Raw genomic sequence first — 20,544 nt, forward strand, 5'->3', positions numbered from 1 at the left:
CAGGTATTTTTTATGAAACTAGGCAGTAGCATATAGAATTTTTTTTCATCATTCATTCCCCAAAGCTAATATAGCTTTTTCTCCGCAGTAAACCCCGATTTACCCTCAAAAAAATTGAGTTATATGATTTCCCCCTTGTAATGACTGCAAATAAGCAGTCTTTTTTTTGTGCCAAAATGTGAGTAAATAGAAAAAAATAAAAAATAATTCTGTTAAATTAGAATTTTTAGAAAATATATTGTAATATTTTAATTTTGATGCAATAATAAACCCAATAATATAATGGGAAATAAGTTATATATAGGAAGTGATTTGATGGACGAACCAATTATTAAGGTTAATGGGCTTCGAACCAGTTTTCGTACGGACGACGGGGTGATCCCTGTCGTGAATTCAATCGATTTTCATGTCAATCCTGGTGAGGTTTTAGGGATTGTAGGAGAATCGGGATGCGGAAAAAGCGTAACTTCTCTGTCCATCATGGGTCTGGTTTCTTCACCGGCTGGTAAGGTGGAGGGGGAAATCCTTTTTAAAGGAGAAAACATCGCAAATGCCTCTGAAGCGAAAATGAGAAAAATTCGCGGAAATGATATAGCGATGATATTTCAGGAACCGATGACAAGCTTGAATCCCGTGTTCACTATTGGCGAGCAGTTGGTCGAGACGCTTCGGATACATAAAAAATGGAATAAAAAGCAGGCACGAAATAGAGCGGTGGAAATGTTGAAGCTGGTTGGGCTTGGCCGTGCCGAGGAATTGCTCAAAGAGTATCCGCATCAGCTTTCTGGCGGAATGAGACAAAGGGTCATGATAGCAATGGCCATGATTTGTGAGCCGAAACTCCTTATAGCCGATGAACCGACAACGGCTTTGGATGTGACGATCCAGGCACAAATCCTGGAGTTAATGAAGAATTTAAATAAAGAAACAGACACGGCAATCATGATGATTACCCATGATCTTGGGGTAGTGGCGCAAATGTGTGAACGTGTCATTGTCATGTATGCCGGCAAGGTGATAGAGGAAGGAAATGTGCAAACGATTTTTCAAAACCCTAAGCATCCTTATACGGTCGGTTTACTCCAGTCGATTCCCGATATGCGAATAAAGAAAGAGCGCCTTTACTCGATACCGGGTAATGTGCCAAAACCTGGGACAAGCAACCTCGGATGCCAGTTTGCCCCCCGCTGCTCCCATGCCATGGAGCAATGTATAAATGAGACCCCGTCTCTACTGGAATTCGATGAGGGTCAGCATGTTCGCTGCTGGCTTTATGAAGATGGGAAAGGAGCTTCCTTGCATGAATCAAACATTGGTTAAGGTAGAAAACCTAAAGAAGCATTTTCCGATAAAAGGAGGGGTTCTGGGAAAGACCATTGGAGAGGTCAAGGCAGTTGATGGTTTGTCTTTTTCCATTTATAAAGGGGAAACCTTGGGGCTTGTCGGTGAAAGCGGTTGCGGAAAATCCACGACGGGAAGGTTATTGCTTCGATTGCTTGAGCCGAGCGAGGGCAATGTTTATTTCGAAGGAAAGGACCTGACAGCTTTATCTTCCAGTGAAATGAGAAAGATGCGCCGTGAAATGCAGATGGTCTTCCAGGACCCATTCGCCTCCCTCAATCCCAGGCATACTATTGAAAAAATTTTGGAAGAACCGCTCATCGTCCACGGGGTTAAAGATAAAAAGGCGCGAAAGGCCCGTGTACAGGAACTTCTTAAGGTCGTTGGCCTAAGCAGTTACCATGCTAAAAGGTATCCGCATCAATTCAGTGGGGGCCAGCGGCAGCGTATTGGCATCGCGAGGGCACTTGCAGTCAATCCCAAACTGATCATTGCAGATGAGCCGGTATCTGCACTGGATGTGTCGATTCAAGCCCAGGTCTTGAATCTGTTGCAGGATTTGCAGGAAGATTTTGATTTGACCTACTTGTTCATTGCTCATGATCTTGGAGTGGTAAGGCATATCTCCGACCGTGTCGGTGTCATGTATCTCGGACATATTGTTGAATTGACGGAAAGTGAAGGGCTTTATGAAAATCCGCTTCACCCATATACCCAGGCTTTATTATCGGCCGTGCCCATTCCGGATGTGGAATATAAGGGGGATAGGGTAATCCTGCAGGGAGATGTTCCAAGCCCATCAAACCCTCCCAGCGGCTGTCCATTCCATACGAGATGTCCGAAGGCGATGGCAGAATGCAATACGGACAAGCCAATCCTGACTGAACATAAACCTGGTCACTACGTTGCTTGTCATCTATACAATTGACACGACGTATACATAAATTCGCAAATGATAAGGGGGAAGAATATGAAGAAAACATTGGCATTGTTGCTGACTGGTATCCTGGCTCTTTCGCTGGCGCTTGCGGGATGCTCCTCGTCTACATCAAAAGAGAAAGATGATGGTAAAGGGGGATCGAGTGAAGCGAAGGGCGGCGTATTGATATACGGTAAAGGCGGAGATGCTGTCGGTCTTGACCCAGCTATCGTAACCGATGGGGAATCATTCATCGTCACTCAGCAGATTTTTGAAACGCTTGTGAAATATGGGGAAGATGATACGGAAATCAAACCGGGTCTTGCAAAGTCATGGGAAGTGTCCGATGACGCGAAAACCTACACATTCAAATTGGAAACCGGAATCAAGTTCCATGATGGTACGGATTTCAATGCGGATGCGGTCGTAAAAAACTTTCAACGGTGGGCAAAAAGTAAGGATGAAGGGAAATTTGCGTACTATGCCTCCATGTTCGGAGGATTTGAAGGCGATGAAGGCCATGTTATCAAAGAAGTAAAAGCGATCGATGCCAGCACGGTGGAATTCACTTTGAACCGTCCTCAGGCGCCGTTCCTGAAAAACCTTGCCATGCCTACATTTGCTATAGCCAGTCCTGATGGAATTGAAAAAGAGGGTGACGACTTCACTAAAAACCCATCTGGTACAGGCCCTTTCAAGTTCAAATCATGGAAACCTGGCGATACGATTGAAGTGGTGAAAAACGATGACTATTGGCAAGATGGACTGCCTAAACTTGATGGAGTCACGTTTAAGGTCATTAAAGATAACTCTGCACGTTTAAATGCTGCAATCAAGGGTGAAATAGACCTGATGGACGGGTTGAACCCAAGTGATATCAGTAAGGTTACAGGAGATGAAAAACTGCAAATATTCGAACGTGCATCCATGAACGTCGGGTACTTTGCTTTCAATGTTGAGAAAGCGCCATTCGACAAGAAAGAAGTGCGTCAAGCCATCTCGCATTTGATCAACAAAAAGGAAATCATTGATAATTTTTATGAAGGCACAGCAGAGCCTGCCAAGAATCCTATGCCTCCATCCGTTTCTGGCTACAATGACAAAATCGAAGACTATGATTACGATGTAGAAAAAGCGAAAGAACTGCTGAAAAAAGCTGGACTTGAAGACGGATTTAAAATGGATCTATGGGCAATGCCGGTACCGCGCCCATATATGCCGGATGGTCAAAAAGTGGCTGAAGCCATTCAAGCAAGCCTAAAACAAGTCGGCATCGAAGCGAATATCGTTTCGTACGAATGGGCTGCATATTTAGAGAAAGTGCAGGCTGGTGAAGCCCAATCCTTCATGATGGGCTGGACAGGCGATAATGGAGATGCGGATAACTTCCTTTATACATTATTGGATAAAGATAATATCGGCTCCAACAACTATGCCCGTTACGCAAACGATGAAGTCCATGAACTGCTGATCGAAGCCCAGTCCACGGCAGATGAAGCCAAGCGTAATGAGTTGTATGGAAAAGCCCAGGAAATCATCCATGATGAAGCCCCATGGGTTCCGCTTGTACACTCTTTACCGCAGTTAGCCGGATCTAAGACGGTCAAAGGGTTTGTTCCACATCCAACTGGTTCACAATCCCTTGTTAATGTTTCTCTAGAAAATTAACCGTACGAACCGGGTAGTATGGAGTCTTGCATGCTTCCCGGTTTTGTTATGGAAGCATTTCAAAATGATCGAGGGCGCTTCGAAGGACCCTTATTTAAAAGGCGGGTGATTGTTTTGTTTTCCTATACCGTACGACGTTTAGGATCTCTCATTCCGGTGCTACTCGGAATGGCGTTTATTGTATTCATGATGATACGGGCAATTCCTGGAAATCCAGCACAGGTGATTTTAGGGCAGCAAGCAACGGAAGAGGCAGTCGCTGCGATGACAAAGGAACTTGGCCTGGATAAACCTTGGTTCATTCAATTTTGGGATTACTTATCAGGCCTGTTAAAGGGGGACCTGGGTGTTTCGTTAAAAACGAATAGTCCGGTTTCGGAAGAAATTGGACCATACTTGATGGCCACGATTGAACTGGCCTTGATCGCGATGATCATCGCCGTAGTCATAGGCGTGAATGCAGGGATAGTATCAGCTTGGTTTCAAAACTCATGGTTTGATTATGTCGCCATGGTGATTGCGTTGATTGGTTTGTCCATGCCTATTTTCTGGCTGGGATTAATGGAGCAATACATCATTTCAATTCAATGGGATTTACTTCCGACGACAGGGCGGGACAATATCAGGGATCCTGTTGAGGCCATAACCGGCCTGTATTTGATAGATACACTCATGGCTGGCAGGGTTGATCAGTTTTTCGAGGTGATCAAGCATCTCATTTTGCCGGGGATAGCGCTTGCTACCATTCCGATGGCGATTATTGCAAGGATGACACGTTCGTCCATGCTGGAAGTCATGAGATCGGATTTCATTCGTACGGCTCGTGCTAAAGGAATGAAAATGTTTTGGGTTGTTTACAAGCATTCCTTTAAGAATGCCTTGATTCCAGTGGTGACTGTTATCGGTCTGCAGACAGGATTACTTTTAGGCGGCGCCATTTTAACGGAAAACATTTTTGGATGGCCAGGTATCGGTACATATATTTATGATGCAATCCTATCTCGGGATTATCCGGTAATACAGTCCGGAATTCTCGTCATCGCCTTTTTGTTTGTCATGATTAATCTAGTTGTGGACTTGTTGTACGCAGCGATCGATCCTAGGATTAAGTATAAATAGGGAGGGAAACTCATGCCTGAAATAGCAACGAATACTCCGCCAATCCTTCCTCCAAAAGAGGCAGAGGAAAAAGTCATCTCTCCCTGGAAGGAAGGCTGGAAAAGCTTTAGGAAAAACAAGGTAGCCATCGTGGGTCTGGGGATTGTTTCATTTTTCATCTTAATCGCCATCTTCGCGCCCGTTATAGCACCTTATTCATTTGATGGGCAAAAGCTAAGTGATAAACATTTGGCCCCGTCTGCGGAGCATTGGTTCGGAACGGATGAATTTGGCCGGGATATTTTGAGCAGGGTCATTTATGGCTCGCGCATTTCAATAGGGGTCGGCTTCTTATCTGTTGCCGGATCTGTTGTGGTTGGGTCTTTTTTGGGGATCATTGCCGGTTATTACGGCAGGTGGATAGATACGATCATATCGAGGATCTTTGATATTATTCTGGCCTTTCCTAGTATCTTGCTTGCCATTGCTGTCGTTGCCGTTTTGGGGCCCTCCCTTCGCAACGCACTTATTGCCATCGCCATCGTCAATGTCCCGATATTCGGCCGGCTTTTACGGTCACGGGTCTTAACGGTGAAAGAAGAGGAATATGTAACGGCTGCAAAGGCAATTGGAATGGGGGATGGCCGCATTCTCCTTCACCACGTCCTTCCGAATAGCCTTGCACCGATTATCGTTCAAGGTACCTTGGCGATTGCAACTGCCATCATTGAGTGTGCAGCGCTCGGCTTTCTCGGTCTCGGTGCACAGCCGCCAGCACCAGAGTGGGGGAAAATGCTCGCCGATTCCAGGGCGTTCATCATTCAAGCACCATGGACGGTTCTCTTCCCTGGGCTTGCGATCATGCTTACGGTACTCGGCTTTAACCTAATGGGGGATGGACTGCGCGATGCCTTGGATCCAAGAATGAAAAACTAGAAGTAAAAGGGTGATGTTAGTTTAACATCACCATCTTTTTGCCGTTTATCTTGTAATTCTAGCAAAATATGAAAAATAATAAAAAAATCCTAGTTCTAAATAGGAAAATAGTGACTATTACCCCTTAAAATCACCCCAAAAGTTGTGATACTTTTATACTCAGTAAGAATATTCCAAAAATTGCTTATTTTAGAGGAGGAAAGTTCATTGATCAAACGTAGCTTGTCCATTCTAGCAATCTTTCTATTAGTATTTACTGCAAGCGTTTCCGCAGCCAAGCTCCCAGATCCCCCGACAGGCTCGGGCGGTGCAGGTAAGAAGAATCAGGAAAGCATTATAAAGCTGAAGAAAAATGACTTGGGGAAGAAATACAAAAGCAATGAGAAGGTCAGGGTCATCGTAGAGATGAAGGAAGCCCCGGCAATAGAAACGGCTTCGAAAGAAGGGAAGCTTTTTAAACAGTTATCGAAAAATAAGAAACAACAATTAAAGTCCGAAAAGCTAGCTACTCAGAAGAAATTGAAAAAAAAGGTGAAAGAGAAAAAAATAGGTTTCAAGGAACTTGAAAGTTTTACGACAGTCGTCAATGGATTCAGCGGTGAACTTCAGTATGGTGAGATCAAAAAGGTGGAAGCCATGCCTGAAGTTGCTGAAGTACATATAGCGAATGAATATGAACGTCCTGCAGAAAAACCCGAAATGCTATATAGCAAAGAGCTTGTCCAAGCCCAGGAAGCATGGCGGGAATATGGATATAAAGGGGAAGGGATGGTCGTCGGGATTATTGATACTGGAATCGACCCATCTCACCGTGATATGGTCCTGAACGACGAGAATAAGGCTGAACTGACTGAAAGTGAAATCAGCGCGATGAAGGAATCCAGCCATCTATTAGGCAATTACTATACGGCCAAGGTTCCTTATGGATACAATTACATGGATGAAAATGAAGAAATCCTTGACCTTGGTGAAGAGGCCTCCATGCATGGAATGCATGTGGCAGGTACGGCCGGAGCCAATGGAGATGAAGAGAATGGCGGCATTAAAGGGGTTGCTCCTGAAGCCCAGCTGCTTGCATTAAAGGTCTTCGGAAATGATCCCGATATGCAGACAACATGGGGCGATATATATATTAAGGCGATTGACGATGCCATCATTCTTGGGGCGGATGTGCTGAATATGAGCCTTGGCTCCACTGCAGGCTTTGTATCGGCAGACGATCCGGAGCAGCAGGCGGTATCCAGAGCTGTTGATAATGGGATCCTCATGTCGATTTCAGCAGGAAACTCGGCACACTTTGGAAATGGATTTGCCAACCCATCAGCCTCGAACCCGGACATTGGCGTTTCAGGTTCACCTGGACTTGCTTACGATTCTGTACAAGTGGCATCGGTAGAGAATAATTATATGGATTTGGATGCAGCGACTTATGAAATAAACGGTCAAGCAGGAAAAGCTCCATTCATGTCGGCTTCAAGCGTGCATCCCAATGCCTTGAAGGATAAATCACATGAATTGGTGGCTGCTGGTCTTGGGACGACAGAGGAGCTTTCCAAAGTGGATGTTAAAGGCAAGTTCGCCCTCATCGAGCGCGGCACGCTTTCTTTTATAGAAAAGGCGCAAAATGCCCAGGCAGCAGGAGCGACAGGAGTCATAATTTACAATAATGCTGACGGATATATTTCCATGGCTACAGATCCAAGCATCACCATTCCCCAGCTGTTCATGTTGAAATCGGATGGTGCAAAGCTGAAAGCGGCCTTAGCGGATGGCGAAAAGGTGATGATTACCTTTAATGGCGATAAAACAAAAGCTGTAAATCCAGAAGCAGGGAAAATGAGCTCATTCAGTTCATGGGGAGTCGCGCCGAACTTGGATTTCAAACCTGAAATCACCGCTCCGGGCGGACAAATTTATTCAACGCTGAATAATGATGAATATGGAATGATGAGCGGTACTTCGATGGCGGCGCCGCATGTTTCCGGCGGCTCGGCACTGGTTCTAGAAAGAGTGGATAAAGACTTTAAATTAGAAGGATCGGCCCGGGCTAGTTTAGCGAAGAACCTGATGATGAATACATCAAAACCATTAACGGATCAGGGGGTCGTCAATAATGCCCTTGACTGGAAAAACCCTTATTCGCCTCGCAGGCAGGGAGCCGGGGTCATGCAGCTGCAATCCGCATTGTCCACACCTGCTGTCGTGACCGAGGCATTCACGAAAGAAGCGAAGGTTGCCATGAAGGAGGTCGGCAATAAGTTCGCCTTTACTTTAAAGGTTGAAAACTACAGCAACAAAGCAGTCAAGTATGATGTAAAGGGAAATATCCAAACAGACTATGCAATCCAGGGACAACTGGGCTATTCCGCTAACGAGCTGGAAGCACAGGAAATTAAGAACGCTACGATTAAAATCAATAATAAAAATACAAATAAGATTACCGTTCCTGCAAAAAAATCGATTACATTCGAAGTGAAAGTGGACATATCCGATGCAAAGGTACTTGGTGATGACCTTCAAACTCTTGTAGATATTGACAAGGTGTTTCCAAACGGCTATTTTGTTGAAGGGTTCATCTCATTGAAGGATCCAGCCGATACGAATCCGGAACTGAATGTACCGTATGTAGGATTTAAAGGGGAATGGGACAAAGCCCCGATCCTGGATGGCACCAAATATGACAAAGAATCTTTCTATGGCATGGCAGGGGGAGTATCAACAGCAGGTGAAGATTTCACGTATCTTGGCTATGACCCTGCGGGGAAAACCTTCAATGGCAAAAAAATCGCGATTTCCCCAAATGGCGATGGTGCACAGGATGACTTCGTGCCTGTCCTATCATTCTTAAGGAATGCGAAAAAGGTAGAATACAATATATTGAATGGTGAAACCAAATCAGTCCGGAAACTTCGCACAGAGAATAATGTACGCAAGGACTATTATGATGGCGGACTAGGGACCGCATACACGCTGGATCCGGCCCGTAAATGGGACGGTAAAATCAATAATGCACTCGCTAAGGATGGGGTCTATTATTTTGAAATCAAAGCGATGATAGATTACGAGGGTGCAAAATGGCAGACGGTTAAAATGCCAATCAAAATCGATACGGTAAAGCCGACGGTCAAGATTTCGAAAAAAGGCAATGTTTTAACCATCCAAGGTAAGGATAATTTGAATGGTTCAGGGCTTGCTTATTACGATGTACAAGTCGACGGAGCATCCATCATGGAAGAGCCGCTCCCGGCGAATGCTAAACAATTCACCCTCCCTGATGTAAAAGGGGAAAAGGTTCAGGTTGTGGCAATCGACTATGCAGGTAATGAGAAAACGGCTGAAACCGAATTGGCCGGTGATTCGGCTCCAATCGATAATCATGCACCAGCTGTAAAGATCAAGAGTCCTGAAGCCTTGAGCGTGAACAATAAAAATAAAATCAAAATAACAGGAGAAATTGAAGAAGCGTCGGAAATAAAAGAATTTAAAATCGACAATAAAACGGTACCTGCAACGTATAACGAAACGAATAAAAAATATGAATTCTCATATGAAAAGAAATTCGAAGATGGTGTCCAAAGCTTCACCATTAAAGCAACCGATAAATGGGATAACACGGTTTCCTTTAAAAGGACGATAATGGTCGATGCTACAAAGCCGGGTTTAAAAGTTAAAGGCGTACCGGAAACTGTGGGATTCAAAGGCAAAAATCCAAAAGTGGACGTGACGGTAGAAGATAATTTCGATGAAATCCGCCTTTACCTGAACGGAAGTGAAATATTCTATCATGAATTCAAGGAACCATACAAAATGCGTTCCTATAAGAAAAAGATAGAGGATTTGGAACTGCCGCTTAAGACTGGCAACAACAAGATTGAATTTAAGGTGACCGATCTTGCAGGAAATGAATCGAAGAAATCCTTTAACATCAATAAAGCAAAAAAATAAACGAAAGGCAGCCCTCTTATTCAAGAGGGCTGTTTTTTGTGGACATGCATCTTTTGAGGGGTAGAACAATGCTATCGTTGATTGGAACGTAGGGCACTCGCCTTCCGCGTGAGGTCCGGGAAGCCTTCTCGGCGCTCCTTTGCGCCTGTGGGGTCTCCCTTTGACACTCTATTCCTGTAGGAGTCCCGAACAACCGCCAATCAACTGGAATGCCTTTTTTTATGAAAACTTTAGGAAAACTCGCTTTTCCTTATACAAGATGGGGTTCGGAATGGACCCTCCGAGATTATAAAAAGAAATCTTGGTTATCCTTCATGAATTTTTACCTTTTTATAAGGAATGAAACCTCATTAAATTGAAGAAATTTGCGACACTCCTGCCGAATAACTGGCTAGCCGAGACCCCACAGACGCTTGCGTCGAGGAGGCTTGGCAGACAGTCGGCGGAAAGGGAGCGAATTTCTGAAATAAGCCGGAACGTTTTCAAAGAAAAAAACTGTAGGCATACTCGCTTTCTTCTAACTACAGTATGGGCTCTCTTATCCAATTGGGCTCTTTTTTGCCCAATATTATTTCCGGATTTTGAATTCTTTCGTGCTGATTTTGGAAATGGTTTGCTTTGTTTTCACCGTGTTAATATGGAAATCTCTTGGTGAGGAAGTTTTTTCATTATCCGGCAGGTATATCGAATAGGATAAAAGAATTAGGTATAAAGGGTTTATTAAAAGGAGGGTACCTATGAATTATAAGAAGAAATCTAGCAATAAAGTAACTAGTATTGCAATTACAGTGAAATTCGAAAGGAGAGGAAGCGACAGGTCATATCTTACAAAAACGAGTTTCTTTGATGCACTTCAGCACGTCCATTCTCCCTTTGAAAAGGATCCCCGTTCAGATTCACCCTATCAGGATTTTCCTCTATGTCAGGAGGTAACCCTTTCTTTTTTTGAAAGAGGTGCTAAAACATCTATTAATTATGACCCCCACCAAGGAAAAATCATCATTGAGGAAAGTTCAGAGACTTATCAGCTGAATAAAGGGGAGGCGCTTACTGAAATCCTCGACCATATCATGATCAATCATGGCTATCACCATTCTTTTTTCATCATCCAGCAAAAAGAGCGGAACGTAAAAATGAAAGCAGCTACGCCATGAAATCCCAAACATTTATAGGCAGGACGTTGTAAGGTATGAGATATCCGAATAATTCATACGAAAAGTTACTTTACTCAATAAGCATGGAGCTGCCACGGCAGCTCCATTAATGTTTCGCCATGATGAGCGTTTCCTATCCTTGGAGATGTCAAACCAAGCGCCGAATGATCTTTGAAAGGGTTTGGATGCCATAAGCTAATTGTTCCTCCGAGGCGTATGAATATGAAAGCCGTATATGTGTATGGTTATTTGGTTCGTATATGTATCCCGGATTAAGAAGTATGTTTTCCTTTATCGCTTGCTTGAAAAGGTTTGGATTCACGATGGGTTTACATAATTTCAGCCATATATAAAATCCGCCTTGAGGTATTTGCCATTCGGCCAGCCCTTTAAAATATTGATTGAGAAGAGTTAATGTAAAATCCCTGCGTTCCTTCAACTTTTGCCTTAGCCACTCTAAATGCTTAGAATATTGACCATTTGCTAACCATTCTGCCACAAGGTGTTGGGAAAGTGCACTGGAACCGTAATCCATTTGCATTTTGATGTCCGCTAAACGTTCAATCACAGTTATGGGGCCAGCAATCCAGCCGATGCGCAATCCTGGGCTTAAAGTTTTGGACATGCTGCCAATGTGCAATACAAGGCCATCTGCATCAAGGGATTTTAATGGCGGCGGCGGTTCCTCATCAAACCACAAATCACTATATACGTCATCTTCAATAATCGGGATCTGTTCTTTTTTGCATAGTGATAGGAGGTTAAGTCTTTCTTCTTTTGACCATGTAGTATTCGTTGGATTGTTAAACGTTGGGACAGTATAAAACAGTGACGCTTTCTTCCTTCCATTGATGCGCTTCATTTGTGTCGGGATACTTTCACGTCCTTGTTTTGATAAACCTACTAAATGCATGCCCGCAGATTGAAAAGGGTGGACGGAATTTAAATAGGAAGGGGACTCATGTAAAATCATCGATTCCTTTTGAAGCAAACCAACTGAAATCAACTGGAGTGCCTGAAGCCCGCCAGAAACGACCATGAGGGAGCTGGGACTTGCGTTGATCCCTTTTGTTTCTAAATAAACACTTATACATTGGCGAAGTCTCTTGTCACCCTTGGGTTCGGAATATCCCAATGAGTGTGCATCAAAGGAAGTGGATCGCAACGTCTTTTCGATTTGCTTTGTAGGCAATAGCGCTGGAGATAACTCACCAGTGCCTAATCTGATGATGGCAGTGTCCGTTTCATACTGATTAATATCCTGAATCGTTTTTAAATTAGGTTCATGAAGGCCATTCCGTACATAGTTTTTCCAGTCGGACTGTTTGCTGGAGACGAGCACATTCCATGTATTATTGGAAACGAATGTGCCAGACCCAAGCCTAGTTTCCAATAATCCATCTGCAATCAACTCATCTATGGCTGTGATGATGGTACTTCGGTTTACGCCAAATGAGTCGGCCAATGAGCGTTGTGATGGAAGCTTAGTGTCAACTGGCCATTCCCCCCGTGTAATTTGTTGTTTGATCCAATCTACTATTTGTTGGTGAAGTGATTGCGCGGAAGACCGGTTTGGTCTCCATTCGATAAACATACGAAAACCACTCCTTTCATGTTCTATATTCATTATAAATTGGTTGGTTTGAAGACCAACCAATTGGAGGGTCAATTCCTTTGTTTTATTCATTATACTGAATATGAGGGAAGGGGGTATTCATATGGGGCCATTTTTTCATGGATTATTATTGGCATTAGGGCTGATACTTCCATTGGGAGTGCAAAATGTTTTCATTTTTAATCAAGGAGCAATCCAACCTACAATAAAAAAAGCATTGCCAGCAACGATCACAGCTGCAATTTGCGATACGGTGCTCATTCTGTTAGCTATTTTAGGTGTTTCGTTGATTGTCATGCAATACGATTGGTTGCGCCTTACATTAATCATAATCGGCGTTATATTTTTATTGTATATGGGCTTTCAGATTTGGTTTGCCAAATCAAACTCACAGTCAGGTGTCCAATCCATGCAGATGTCGACAAAAAAACAAATTGTATTTGCTTTATCCGTATCATTACTGAATCCGCATGCAATCCTGGATACGATAGGTGTAATCGGTTCGAGCTCACTTGTTTATTCAGGAAAAGATAAAATGATTTTCACCATGACGTGCATCTTTGTGTCATGGTGCTGGTTCCACGGATTATGTCTTGCGGGACGATTGCTGAAAAAGGTTGATACATCTGGAAAATTCCTTGGAATATTAAATAAAATTTCTGCAATCATCATTTGGATCACAGCCCTCTATATGGTGAAGTCGCTATTTTGAATCAATAAACGTTTTCGAACCAAACGATGCCATGTATAACAGGACGCCTATGTATAAAAAAAGGGGAATGCATATCTATATGCATTCTCCTTTTTTTGCCCTCAATCATCTTCTATCGTGAAATCAGGTTATTGAAGAGCGACCAAGTCCTTGATTTCCTCTGTGGAAAGTTCGGTGATCCAGTTGTCACTGCTGATGATTTCGTCGTTCAGGGCTTGCTTTTTATCAAGCATCTGGTCGATTTTTTCTTCCAGGGTCCCTGTGCAGATTAGCTTATGAACGTGAACGAAACGCTGTTGACCAATTCGGTAAGCACGGTCGGTGGCTTGATTTTCAACAGCTGGGTTCCACCAGCGATCATAATGAATCACGTGGTTTGCTTCTGTAAGATTAAGACCCGTGCCGCCTGCTTTCAATGAGAGTATGAAAATAGGGAATTCCCCATCTTGGAATCGGGTGATCATTTCATCACGCTGCTTCTTGTTCGCACTCCCATTCAGGAATGGCACTTCAAAGCCATATCGTTTTTCCAGCAATTCTTTAATCATATTGCCCATCCCGATATATTGTGTGAAAATGAGACAGCTTTCATCCTGTTCGCGGACCGCATCGATAAGCTCGGTCAGCTTCTCGAGTTTGCCTGATCGGTTAGGTGCCTTCATGATGTTTTCCTTTTCCGTCTCTTTTAAGTAAAGAGCTGGATGGTTGCAAAGTTGCTTTAGCTTATTCAGCATCTGGAGGATGATGCCTTTTCTTTCAAAGGCAGACAGTTGTTCGATATCAGTGAATGTATCTTTAATCAGTTGTTCATACAACGATGCTTGCTCAGTGGTAAGCGGTACGAATTCTTTTTGTTCTTGCTTATCCGGAAGATTAAGAGCGACTTCTTTATCGCGTTTTGTACGGCGAAGCAAAAATGGCTGTATCAAACGCTGCAATTCCTTGATTTTATCCTTCTGTTCATCACGCTCAATGGTCGCCACATATTTTTCCTGAAACTGACCTAGCGTTCCGAGATAACCTTTGTTGATGAAGTCGAAAATCGCCCATAGCTCACTTAAACGGTTTTCCATCGGCGTACCCGATAAGGCGATATGATGTCTGCCATTTAGCTTTCTGACCGCCTTGGATTGCTTCGTTTGGGCATTCTTGATGTTTTGTGCTTCATCAAGGATAACACTGCTCCAATGGATGGAGGTCAGTTCAGCCACATCTTGGTGGGTCAGTCCATATGATGTTAAGACAATATCATGATCGGCTGCCAGTTTAGTAAATGCCTCACCTTTAGCACGATTCGATCCGTAGTGTAGGTGAACTTTAAGTGATGGAGCGAATTTTTCCAATTCTTTTTGCCAGTTGCCAAGTACCGATGTCGGGCAGACGATGAGCGCCGATTGTACAGGGACGGATTCAGGGGCAGTGGTAATGGCTTCACCCTCATCACTGCTCTCCGCACTACTATCCTCTTCGACGATGATCGGTTCACTCTTTTGTTCATCCTTGGGCGCAGTGGGCAGCTCTTTACCGACCCTTTCTTTGCCTTTCACATGAAGTAGGTAGGCAATCATCTGGACAGTTTTTCCAAGTCCCATATCGTCGGCTAGACAAGCACCAAAACCATGCTCCCTTAAAAAAAGGAGCCAGCTCATGCCCAGTTTTTGATAAGGGCGTAAATCACCTTGAAGTGCATTAGGGACGGGCAGGATGGATATGTTTTTGGTTTCCCTGAGCCTTCCCACCATTTTACGGAGCTCCTGGTTCAATTCAAATTGAATCCGGAGCATTTCGTCGTTTTCAGAATCGACATCGCTATCTTCATCCACGCCATTCAACAGTTCCTGCTGCAGCAAGTCAGTCAGTTGGATGCCTTTTTCATTCGCTGTTTCCATCAGCTCCTGTATTTGCTTAATGAAAGCAGGGTCAAGCTTGACCCATTGGCCGCGGATGAAGACAAGCCGCCTTTTTTCATTGACGAGCTCCTCGAACTCCGCCTCAGTGAGCTCCTTGCCATTTAAAGAGAACCGCCAATCAAAGTCCATTAAAGCTTTTAACCCGACATAAGAAGGGCCGCGGTTCGATTGGCTCTTCACTTTCGCTTTGACCTTCAATGAGGACTCCTTCAAGGCAAGCCACCACGATGGAAGGAGAATTTCGACGCCAAGAAATAGGAGCTTTTCGCTTGCATCGGTCAAGAACTCCCATGCATCCGTTTCTGAAATCTCCCTTTTCAGACGGCCATTCTCCCCAAGCCAGGGCACGACGAGTTGCCAGCGTTTCGTAGCACGCACCACATCACTTGCATACTTATTCCAGCCGCGCGGAAGTTTTTTTCCTGTATATGTTTCAATGATATTCTCATCCCTTTTGGAACGAAGGGTAACATCGAGCATCCAAGGCCCGTTGCCATCTGGAGGCTCAGTTAAACGGAGACCTATAGTGAATGGTTTGGGATCGGGCAAGGTACCGAGCCATTCCTGCCAGCTGTCCTTGTCAAAAAAGGCCTGCAATTCTTCGGGAGAAAGTCGAGTATCCTTTAATGCCCCGACGGCTTCACTCCATTTATGCTGCATGGGTGAATAGTTTTTTAAATACATATTAGCGGCACCGTTATACCACTTTTCGATAAAAGTACGGTTGGTTTCCAGTTCAGGTGAAGGAAGATCCAAAGATATTTCTTCTTCCCAAAAGGAAGGGACGAATTCCTCTTCCACTTCCTCCGGCAGCTTCCAACCGATGGAGTCCAATTGAAGATTGGTGAAATCCGGTACGGGGATTCCAGCTTCTATGGATTCATGAAGAACGGGCGCTGCTGACAGGCAAAGGGAGGATATTTCAGACCATTCCCATTCTATGAAGGAGTTAAAGCTTTCCCTCGCAAAAAAGTTGAGAAGTCCCCAAGCGTCAAGAATGAATACTTGATTTCCATCCACTATATCCGTAGTCATTTTAGTTCCATAAAAGCTTGCGTCATCCCAGTTGAATAACAGCCTGCGAATGTGATTCGTGGTGAGGAAGGCATTCTCTTCATTGACGACACCAAGGGCGTAAGTTCCGTTTTCGAGAGCGGCTATTTTGATTTTTAATTTCCCTGGATTAAACATCGATAAGCTTACCCCTTTTTAGTTCTTCTTGGAAAGCGCGAAGCCGTTTGGTCGAATCTGCTACATAAAGTATATACCGTTCGAATACGTCTTCCTTTTTGCTCTTTTTATAGATGGTGCGCATCCTTTTCAAATAACGGACAGCTTGCTTATAAGCAGGCCGGTTTTTCAAAGAAACTTTTTCCTGGACCGCATGATAATAAAGGGGCAGGATTAGTTCCGGTTCTTTTGATACCACTTCTTTGATGGATTCACTGCTGATTAAGTCAATGCTGATTTCCGAGTAAATATGCATCTCCACCCATTTTTTGTATTGTCCTTGTTCAAAAAGGAAATTTGCATAGTTCCAATAGCTGTGCGGAAGGGTGGCCCTGTAAAATTTCTCAAGCAAATCGGTCCGTTTTAATTTATAACAGCAACTGTTAATTAAAGTCGTAAAGGTCCGGACGAAATCTACCCGTTTATAATAATCGGATAGACCGGCAAGGAATTCCTGGACATTATTATTGATGAATTCAATGAAAGGGATGGCCCGTGCCCGGTTTTCAGATTCAGCCAGGAGATTCAGCCAATAAAAAATGTATGGACAGGCATCCTTCTTCAATTCATGGAGAAGCTCAATCGCTTGTTTATCATGGTTTTCCAAAAGGGATAGGTGAATGGCTGCAAGGATATAGGACGTCCTCTCAGTGGTGCCCATATACTTCTCGGGAAGTTCTTTATTGATTCGTTCAAGTTCCTCTTTACGCCATGAGGAGTTGGAGAATAAGTAGCTCCATATCTCCCGGTAGAGGTCGATCTTTTCATATTCGAGGCCTTCCCCTCCATCCAGCAGTTTAGCTACATCTTCCTTGATGCTGAAAACGAAGGGGTCAAAGGCGAAGGGCCGCGCTTGCCTGCTTAGCGGCTGTACCGTTTCATGCAGCTCTTCTGCCAAGTCGACGGCAAGTGCATAAAAGACCCTGATCGTTTGCGTCTCACTTTTATGCAGCTGAATCATTCTAAGTGTCTGCTGCATTGTGCAAAATTGCGTAACGAAATGATAAAGCAACTTCCATTCCCTTTCCATTGGAGCTTTTGAGCTAAGGCGTTTAAAGTAAGTTTGTATATGATTTTCGATCATGTAAGTAGCCTCGCCTATATGGGGCTCGACATGTTCCGCAAAGGCATCATTCACGAATTGCTTCCATGATGGATAGCTTTTATCTAAGGTGATGGATCTCCCCGCCGCCTGTTTAAGTAATTCACTTGCCGGTTTCACCTGCTGCAGTGCTTGGGCGGCTGAGGCGTTTTTAGGTGCTTTCCAATCGCCCAGCCATTCGGAAACACTAGCGTGTTCGGAATATGCAGAAAAGAAAACGGCCATTTGATGCCGGCAAATGAACCTTGAATCACATGTACAGCTTCCATCCTGTGGGGAGAGCAGATTCAGCCTGGACTTAAATCGTGTCTCTTCCTGTACCTCAGCTGCAATCGTATCCACCGCTTCTTCTTTAATATCAACGAGCCCCTGACGGTATAACTGGAGCCCTTGATTCACCACATCCGAATCTTCCGGATCCCCGGCCTCCAAAAATTCCGCCAGCCGCTCCCCAACTAACAACAACTCCCGCTCCATACTCTCCTCCTTCAGGGACCAGCCCTAGTTATATATTTTTGTATGATCATGAACCATCAGTTCTTAACTTTTCGTAATTCCCATCCCGGCTTTGTGTATATATGATCGAATGCCGGACTATGGCCGTTCTCTTTACGTTCTATTCGATTTAATCACTGCTTCTTGCCGTTATATTCATAAATACCCTGTAAAAGTCAATATCGTCAAAAATCCGCATGAATATAAGCGGTTCGGATATAAACAGGAATAACCGGCATTCACGATGAACATGCTTGGAATCCTTCATCCTCATTAGCTTCACAAGACTAAGTGATGAGGGGCTGGAACCCTTTTTAAATGTGCGTTTTTTGAAGCATCTCTTTATTATACTTCATTTTGGCTTGGAATTTAAAATGTAGAATAGAGGTTTTGAAAATGATGAGTGTGAGATTATACATATTCTTGGTTAATGGGAAGAGCCATTCCCGCGGGAATGGCTCTAAAATATGAAATTAGTTAATTTTCATTTCATTCTTCCAACTGTCCAACTTTTTGTTGATGAATGTAACAAAGGTATGATTTTTTTGTAAATCGAATAGAAAAGCTGACTTTTCCAAGTACTCTTTTGCCTCTTCAAAGTTACCTACGAGTTCAAAATTATACCCTAAATGGTAATGTAAATCCGCTAAAGCATATAATTGGTCATGTTCGAGGCACCACTTTATGGCATCTTGGCAGCAGGCAATGGACTCTTCGTATCGGACCAGGCGTGTTAACACTCTGCCGAAATTATAGGATAGACGTGTCTTAAGCGTTTTATCCGTCAAAAAGGGCAGGGCTTTCAAGTGATCTAAAGCTTTCCGTAACAAGGCGAATGCATTTTCGTACTGTTCTTCGGCAACATACATTACACCAAGGCTGCTTAAGATTTCAAGCTCCCGTTCCGAATAAATTTTGTCTGTCGTATGGGTAATGGCTATGGCCTGATTAATGAAATCGATGGCTTTATCTAAATCTTTATTTTTTTCATATTCGTATATTCCCTTGTGCCAAAGAATCAATTGATGATTCTTTTTATTCTGAAGAAAGAGGGGACTGTTTTCCTCGGCCTTTACAATTTGCTGCATTTCCTCATAATTTCGGGTTCTTCTGGCTATTTTTAATTGATAAATCACTTCTTCCACGTAATCCAGCCTAGGGGTCATTCCAATATCGAAAAAATAGTTTACATCAACGCCTAAACGTTGGGAAATTAAATAGAGAGTGGATGCATATGGATAGACATCGCCCTTTTCAATCTTACTGATCTGTGCTTGTGTACAAATACCGGTTGCCAACTCTTCCTGGGAAAGCCCGATTTGTTTACGTAGCTCTTTGATCTTTTGTCCAACTGCAAAAAAATCCATTTTGATTCTCCTTAAAATATGCCTAGAGTTATATTTTGTTATGAAAAATCGGTGAAAGCGGTATGTACAGGTCCTGAACGGTTTAAATAGATTCTTTAGTCGAAATATATGGTTTAAAGAAGTGTGGTTAAATATAACTATAGAAATTATTTCTATTTTAACCAATATTTTTTTAAAAGAAAAGGAGGAATGACCTATGAAAAAAAGTACTAAAGCATTAGTCGTATCTTTTCTTATCATCGCTGCTTTTGTTATTGTCCCAAGCGAATTACCAGGCCTTTACGCAGAACTTCCAGGTTTATATAAATAAGTAAATGAAGCTTACTATTACTGATTCAAGCATCTTCAATTGAAGATGTTTTTTTATTATCATTTTTGATTGATTATTCTTTTGCGCATATTCCTGTAGTTATAATTATCTATGAATGGGGAGTGTAAGGTCCATTTGGTAGGCGTGGAAGAAACGTGAGGGTAGTTTGTAACGCCTATTTCCTTTTAGTGATTTTGTTATAGTGTAAATAACAAAACGGAGAGAGGTGTAAGGTTAATGATTGATATTAATATGAAAGTTCAACCCTCTTTTTATGATGATGAATGTGCCATTGTGTTTTCTTTTTATTTTGATAAGGCAACAAGGAATATTGGTGAAGCTGTGGTGTACACATGCCAAAAATCAGATGAAAAAGAATACAGCCAAGATCATATAGATACAGATGTACAAGAAAAAATCGCCTATATTAAAGAGTTTTCCATTGCGGATGAATATCAGGCAACCTCAATGAAGAAAATTAAACATTTTTTGAATGTAATCGGTATCAAAAAATGTGTGAAGCATAACCTTCAGGGAAATGAAATCGCATTTTAAACGATAAAAACTCATGACATCCCACATGTCATGAGTTTTTACCATTTAAATGAGTGTTTTGAGCATTCATTTTCTTTTTGATGAAATCGCTCAATTGTTTCCTTTCACTTGGTTTAGCGTTATTTGCTCTTTCAAAAAATTTAAAGTGTTGTTTATTTCTATCGGATTTCATGATGTCTCTCCTTTG

14 protein-coding genes are annotated in these 20,544 nt (G+C 43.0%); 9 read left to right on the forward strand and 5 right to left on the reverse strand.

Features of this window, described 5'->3' with window-relative positions:
- Positions 1–315: 315 nt before the first annotated feature.
- The 7 genes from A6755_RS02335 to A6755_RS02365 all read left to right on the forward strand — a co-directional run bounded on the left by A6755_RS02335 (position 316) and on the right by A6755_RS02365 (position 11,061).
- The gene (locus tag A6755_RS02335) at positions 316–1,320 is read left to right on the forward strand and encodes an ABC transporter ATP-binding protein (RefSeq protein ID WP_148666451.1); all 1,005 of its coding nucleotides are present in this window, start codon (positions 316–318) and stop codon (positions 1,318–1,320) included.
- Entirely contained in the window at positions 1,301–2,269 is a 969-nt protein-coding gene (locus A6755_RS02340; protein WP_057278171.1) for an ABC transporter ATP-binding protein, read from the forward strand. Before A6755_RS02335 ends, A6755_RS02340 begins: the two co-directional genes overlap by 20 nt.
- Before the next feature lie 42 nt (positions 2,270–2,311).
- Positions 2,312–3,928: an ABC transporter substrate-binding protein gene (locus A6755_RS02345; RefSeq protein ID WP_057278170.1), complete on the forward strand. Its 1,617-nt coding sequence runs from the start codon at positions 2,312–2,314 to the stop codon at positions 3,926–3,928.
- Between the two features lie 114 nt (positions 3,929–4,042).
- The gene (locus A6755_RS02350; protein WP_034316217.1) at positions 4,043–5,047 is read left to right on the forward strand and encodes an ABC transporter permease; all 1,005 of its coding nucleotides are present in this window, start codon (positions 4,043–4,045) and stop codon (positions 5,045–5,047) included.
- A 12-nt stretch (positions 5,048–5,059) separates the two neighbouring features.
- Positions 5,060–5,962 (forward strand): ABC transporter permease, encoded by a 903-nt coding sequence (locus A6755_RS02355; protein ID WP_048685793.1) that lies wholly within the window; start codon positions 5,060–5,062, stop codon positions 5,960–5,962.
- 207 nt (positions 5,963–6,169) lie between these two features.
- On the forward strand, positions 6,170–9,907 hold the full coding sequence (locus A6755_RS02360; RefSeq protein ID WP_244889619.1) for a S8 family serine peptidase: 3,738 nt from the start codon (positions 6,170–6,172) through the stop codon (positions 9,905–9,907).
- A 737-nt stretch (positions 9,908–10,644) separates the two neighbouring features.
- On the forward strand, positions 10,645–11,061 hold the full coding sequence (locus A6755_RS02365; protein WP_063589679.1) for a hypothetical protein: 417 nt from the start codon (positions 10,645–10,647) through the stop codon (positions 11,059–11,061).
- A 148-nt stretch (positions 11,062–11,209) separates the two neighbouring features.
- Here A6755_RS02365 and A6755_RS02370 read toward each other — a convergent pair whose 3' ends face one another.
- The gene (locus A6755_RS02370) at positions 11,210–12,655 is read right to left on the reverse strand and encodes an aminotransferase-like domain-containing protein (RefSeq protein WP_063589680.1); all 1,446 of its coding nucleotides are present in this window, start codon (positions 12,653–12,655) and stop codon (positions 11,210–11,212) included.
- 124 nt (positions 12,656–12,779) lie between these two features.
- Between A6755_RS02370 and A6755_RS02375 the strand changes: the two genes are divergently transcribed.
- Positions 12,780–13,388 carry a LysE/ArgO family amino acid transporter gene (locus tag A6755_RS02375; RefSeq protein ID WP_034315735.1) on the forward strand — a complete coding sequence of 203 codons (609 nt, stop codon included), beginning with the start codon at positions 12,780–12,782 and terminating at the stop codon, positions 13,386–13,388.
- A 128-nt stretch (positions 13,389–13,516) separates the two neighbouring features.
- Here the strand turns inward: A6755_RS02375 and A6755_RS27430 are convergent, their stop codons facing one another.
- The 3 genes from A6755_RS27430 to A6755_RS02390 form a co-directional block, all read right to left on the reverse strand.
- Positions 13,517–16,489 (reverse strand): DEAD/DEAH box helicase, encoded by a 2,973-nt coding sequence (locus A6755_RS27430; protein ID WP_063589681.1) that lies wholly within the window; start codon positions 16,487–16,489, stop codon positions 13,517–13,519.
- Complete coding sequence (locus A6755_RS02385) at positions 16,482–18,107, reverse strand: hypothetical protein (protein ID WP_063589682.1); 1,626 nt, start codon at positions 18,105–18,107, stop codon at positions 16,482–16,484. The genes A6755_RS27430 and A6755_RS02385 overlap by 8 nt, the downstream gene beginning before the upstream one ends.
- Before the next feature lie 491 nt (positions 18,108–18,598).
- Positions 18,599–19,492 (reverse strand): helix-turn-helix domain-containing protein, encoded by an 894-nt coding sequence (locus A6755_RS02390; RefSeq protein WP_034315727.1) that lies wholly within the window; start codon positions 19,490–19,492, stop codon positions 18,599–18,601.
- Positions 19,493–20,039: 547 nt separating this feature from the next.
- On the opposite strand from A6755_RS02390, the gene A6755_RS02395 reads away from it, so the two are divergent.
- Positions 20,040–20,357: a hypothetical protein gene (locus A6755_RS02395; protein ID WP_034315725.1), complete on the forward strand. Its 318-nt coding sequence runs from the start codon at positions 20,040–20,042 to the stop codon at positions 20,355–20,357.
- A 28-nt stretch (positions 20,358–20,385) separates the two neighbouring features.
- Here A6755_RS02395 and A6755_RS26865 read toward each other — a convergent pair whose 3' ends face one another.
- Entirely contained in the window at positions 20,386–20,529 is a 144-nt protein-coding gene (locus A6755_RS26865; protein WP_174878682.1) for a hypothetical protein, read from the reverse strand.
- Between the last annotated feature and the right edge of the window lie 15 nt (positions 20,530–20,544).

The organism is Peribacillus frigoritolerans (genome assembly GCF_001636405.1).
GTDB classification, from domain to species: domain Bacteria; phylum Bacillota; class Bacilli; order Bacillales; family DSM-1321; genus Peribacillus; species Peribacillus frigoritolerans.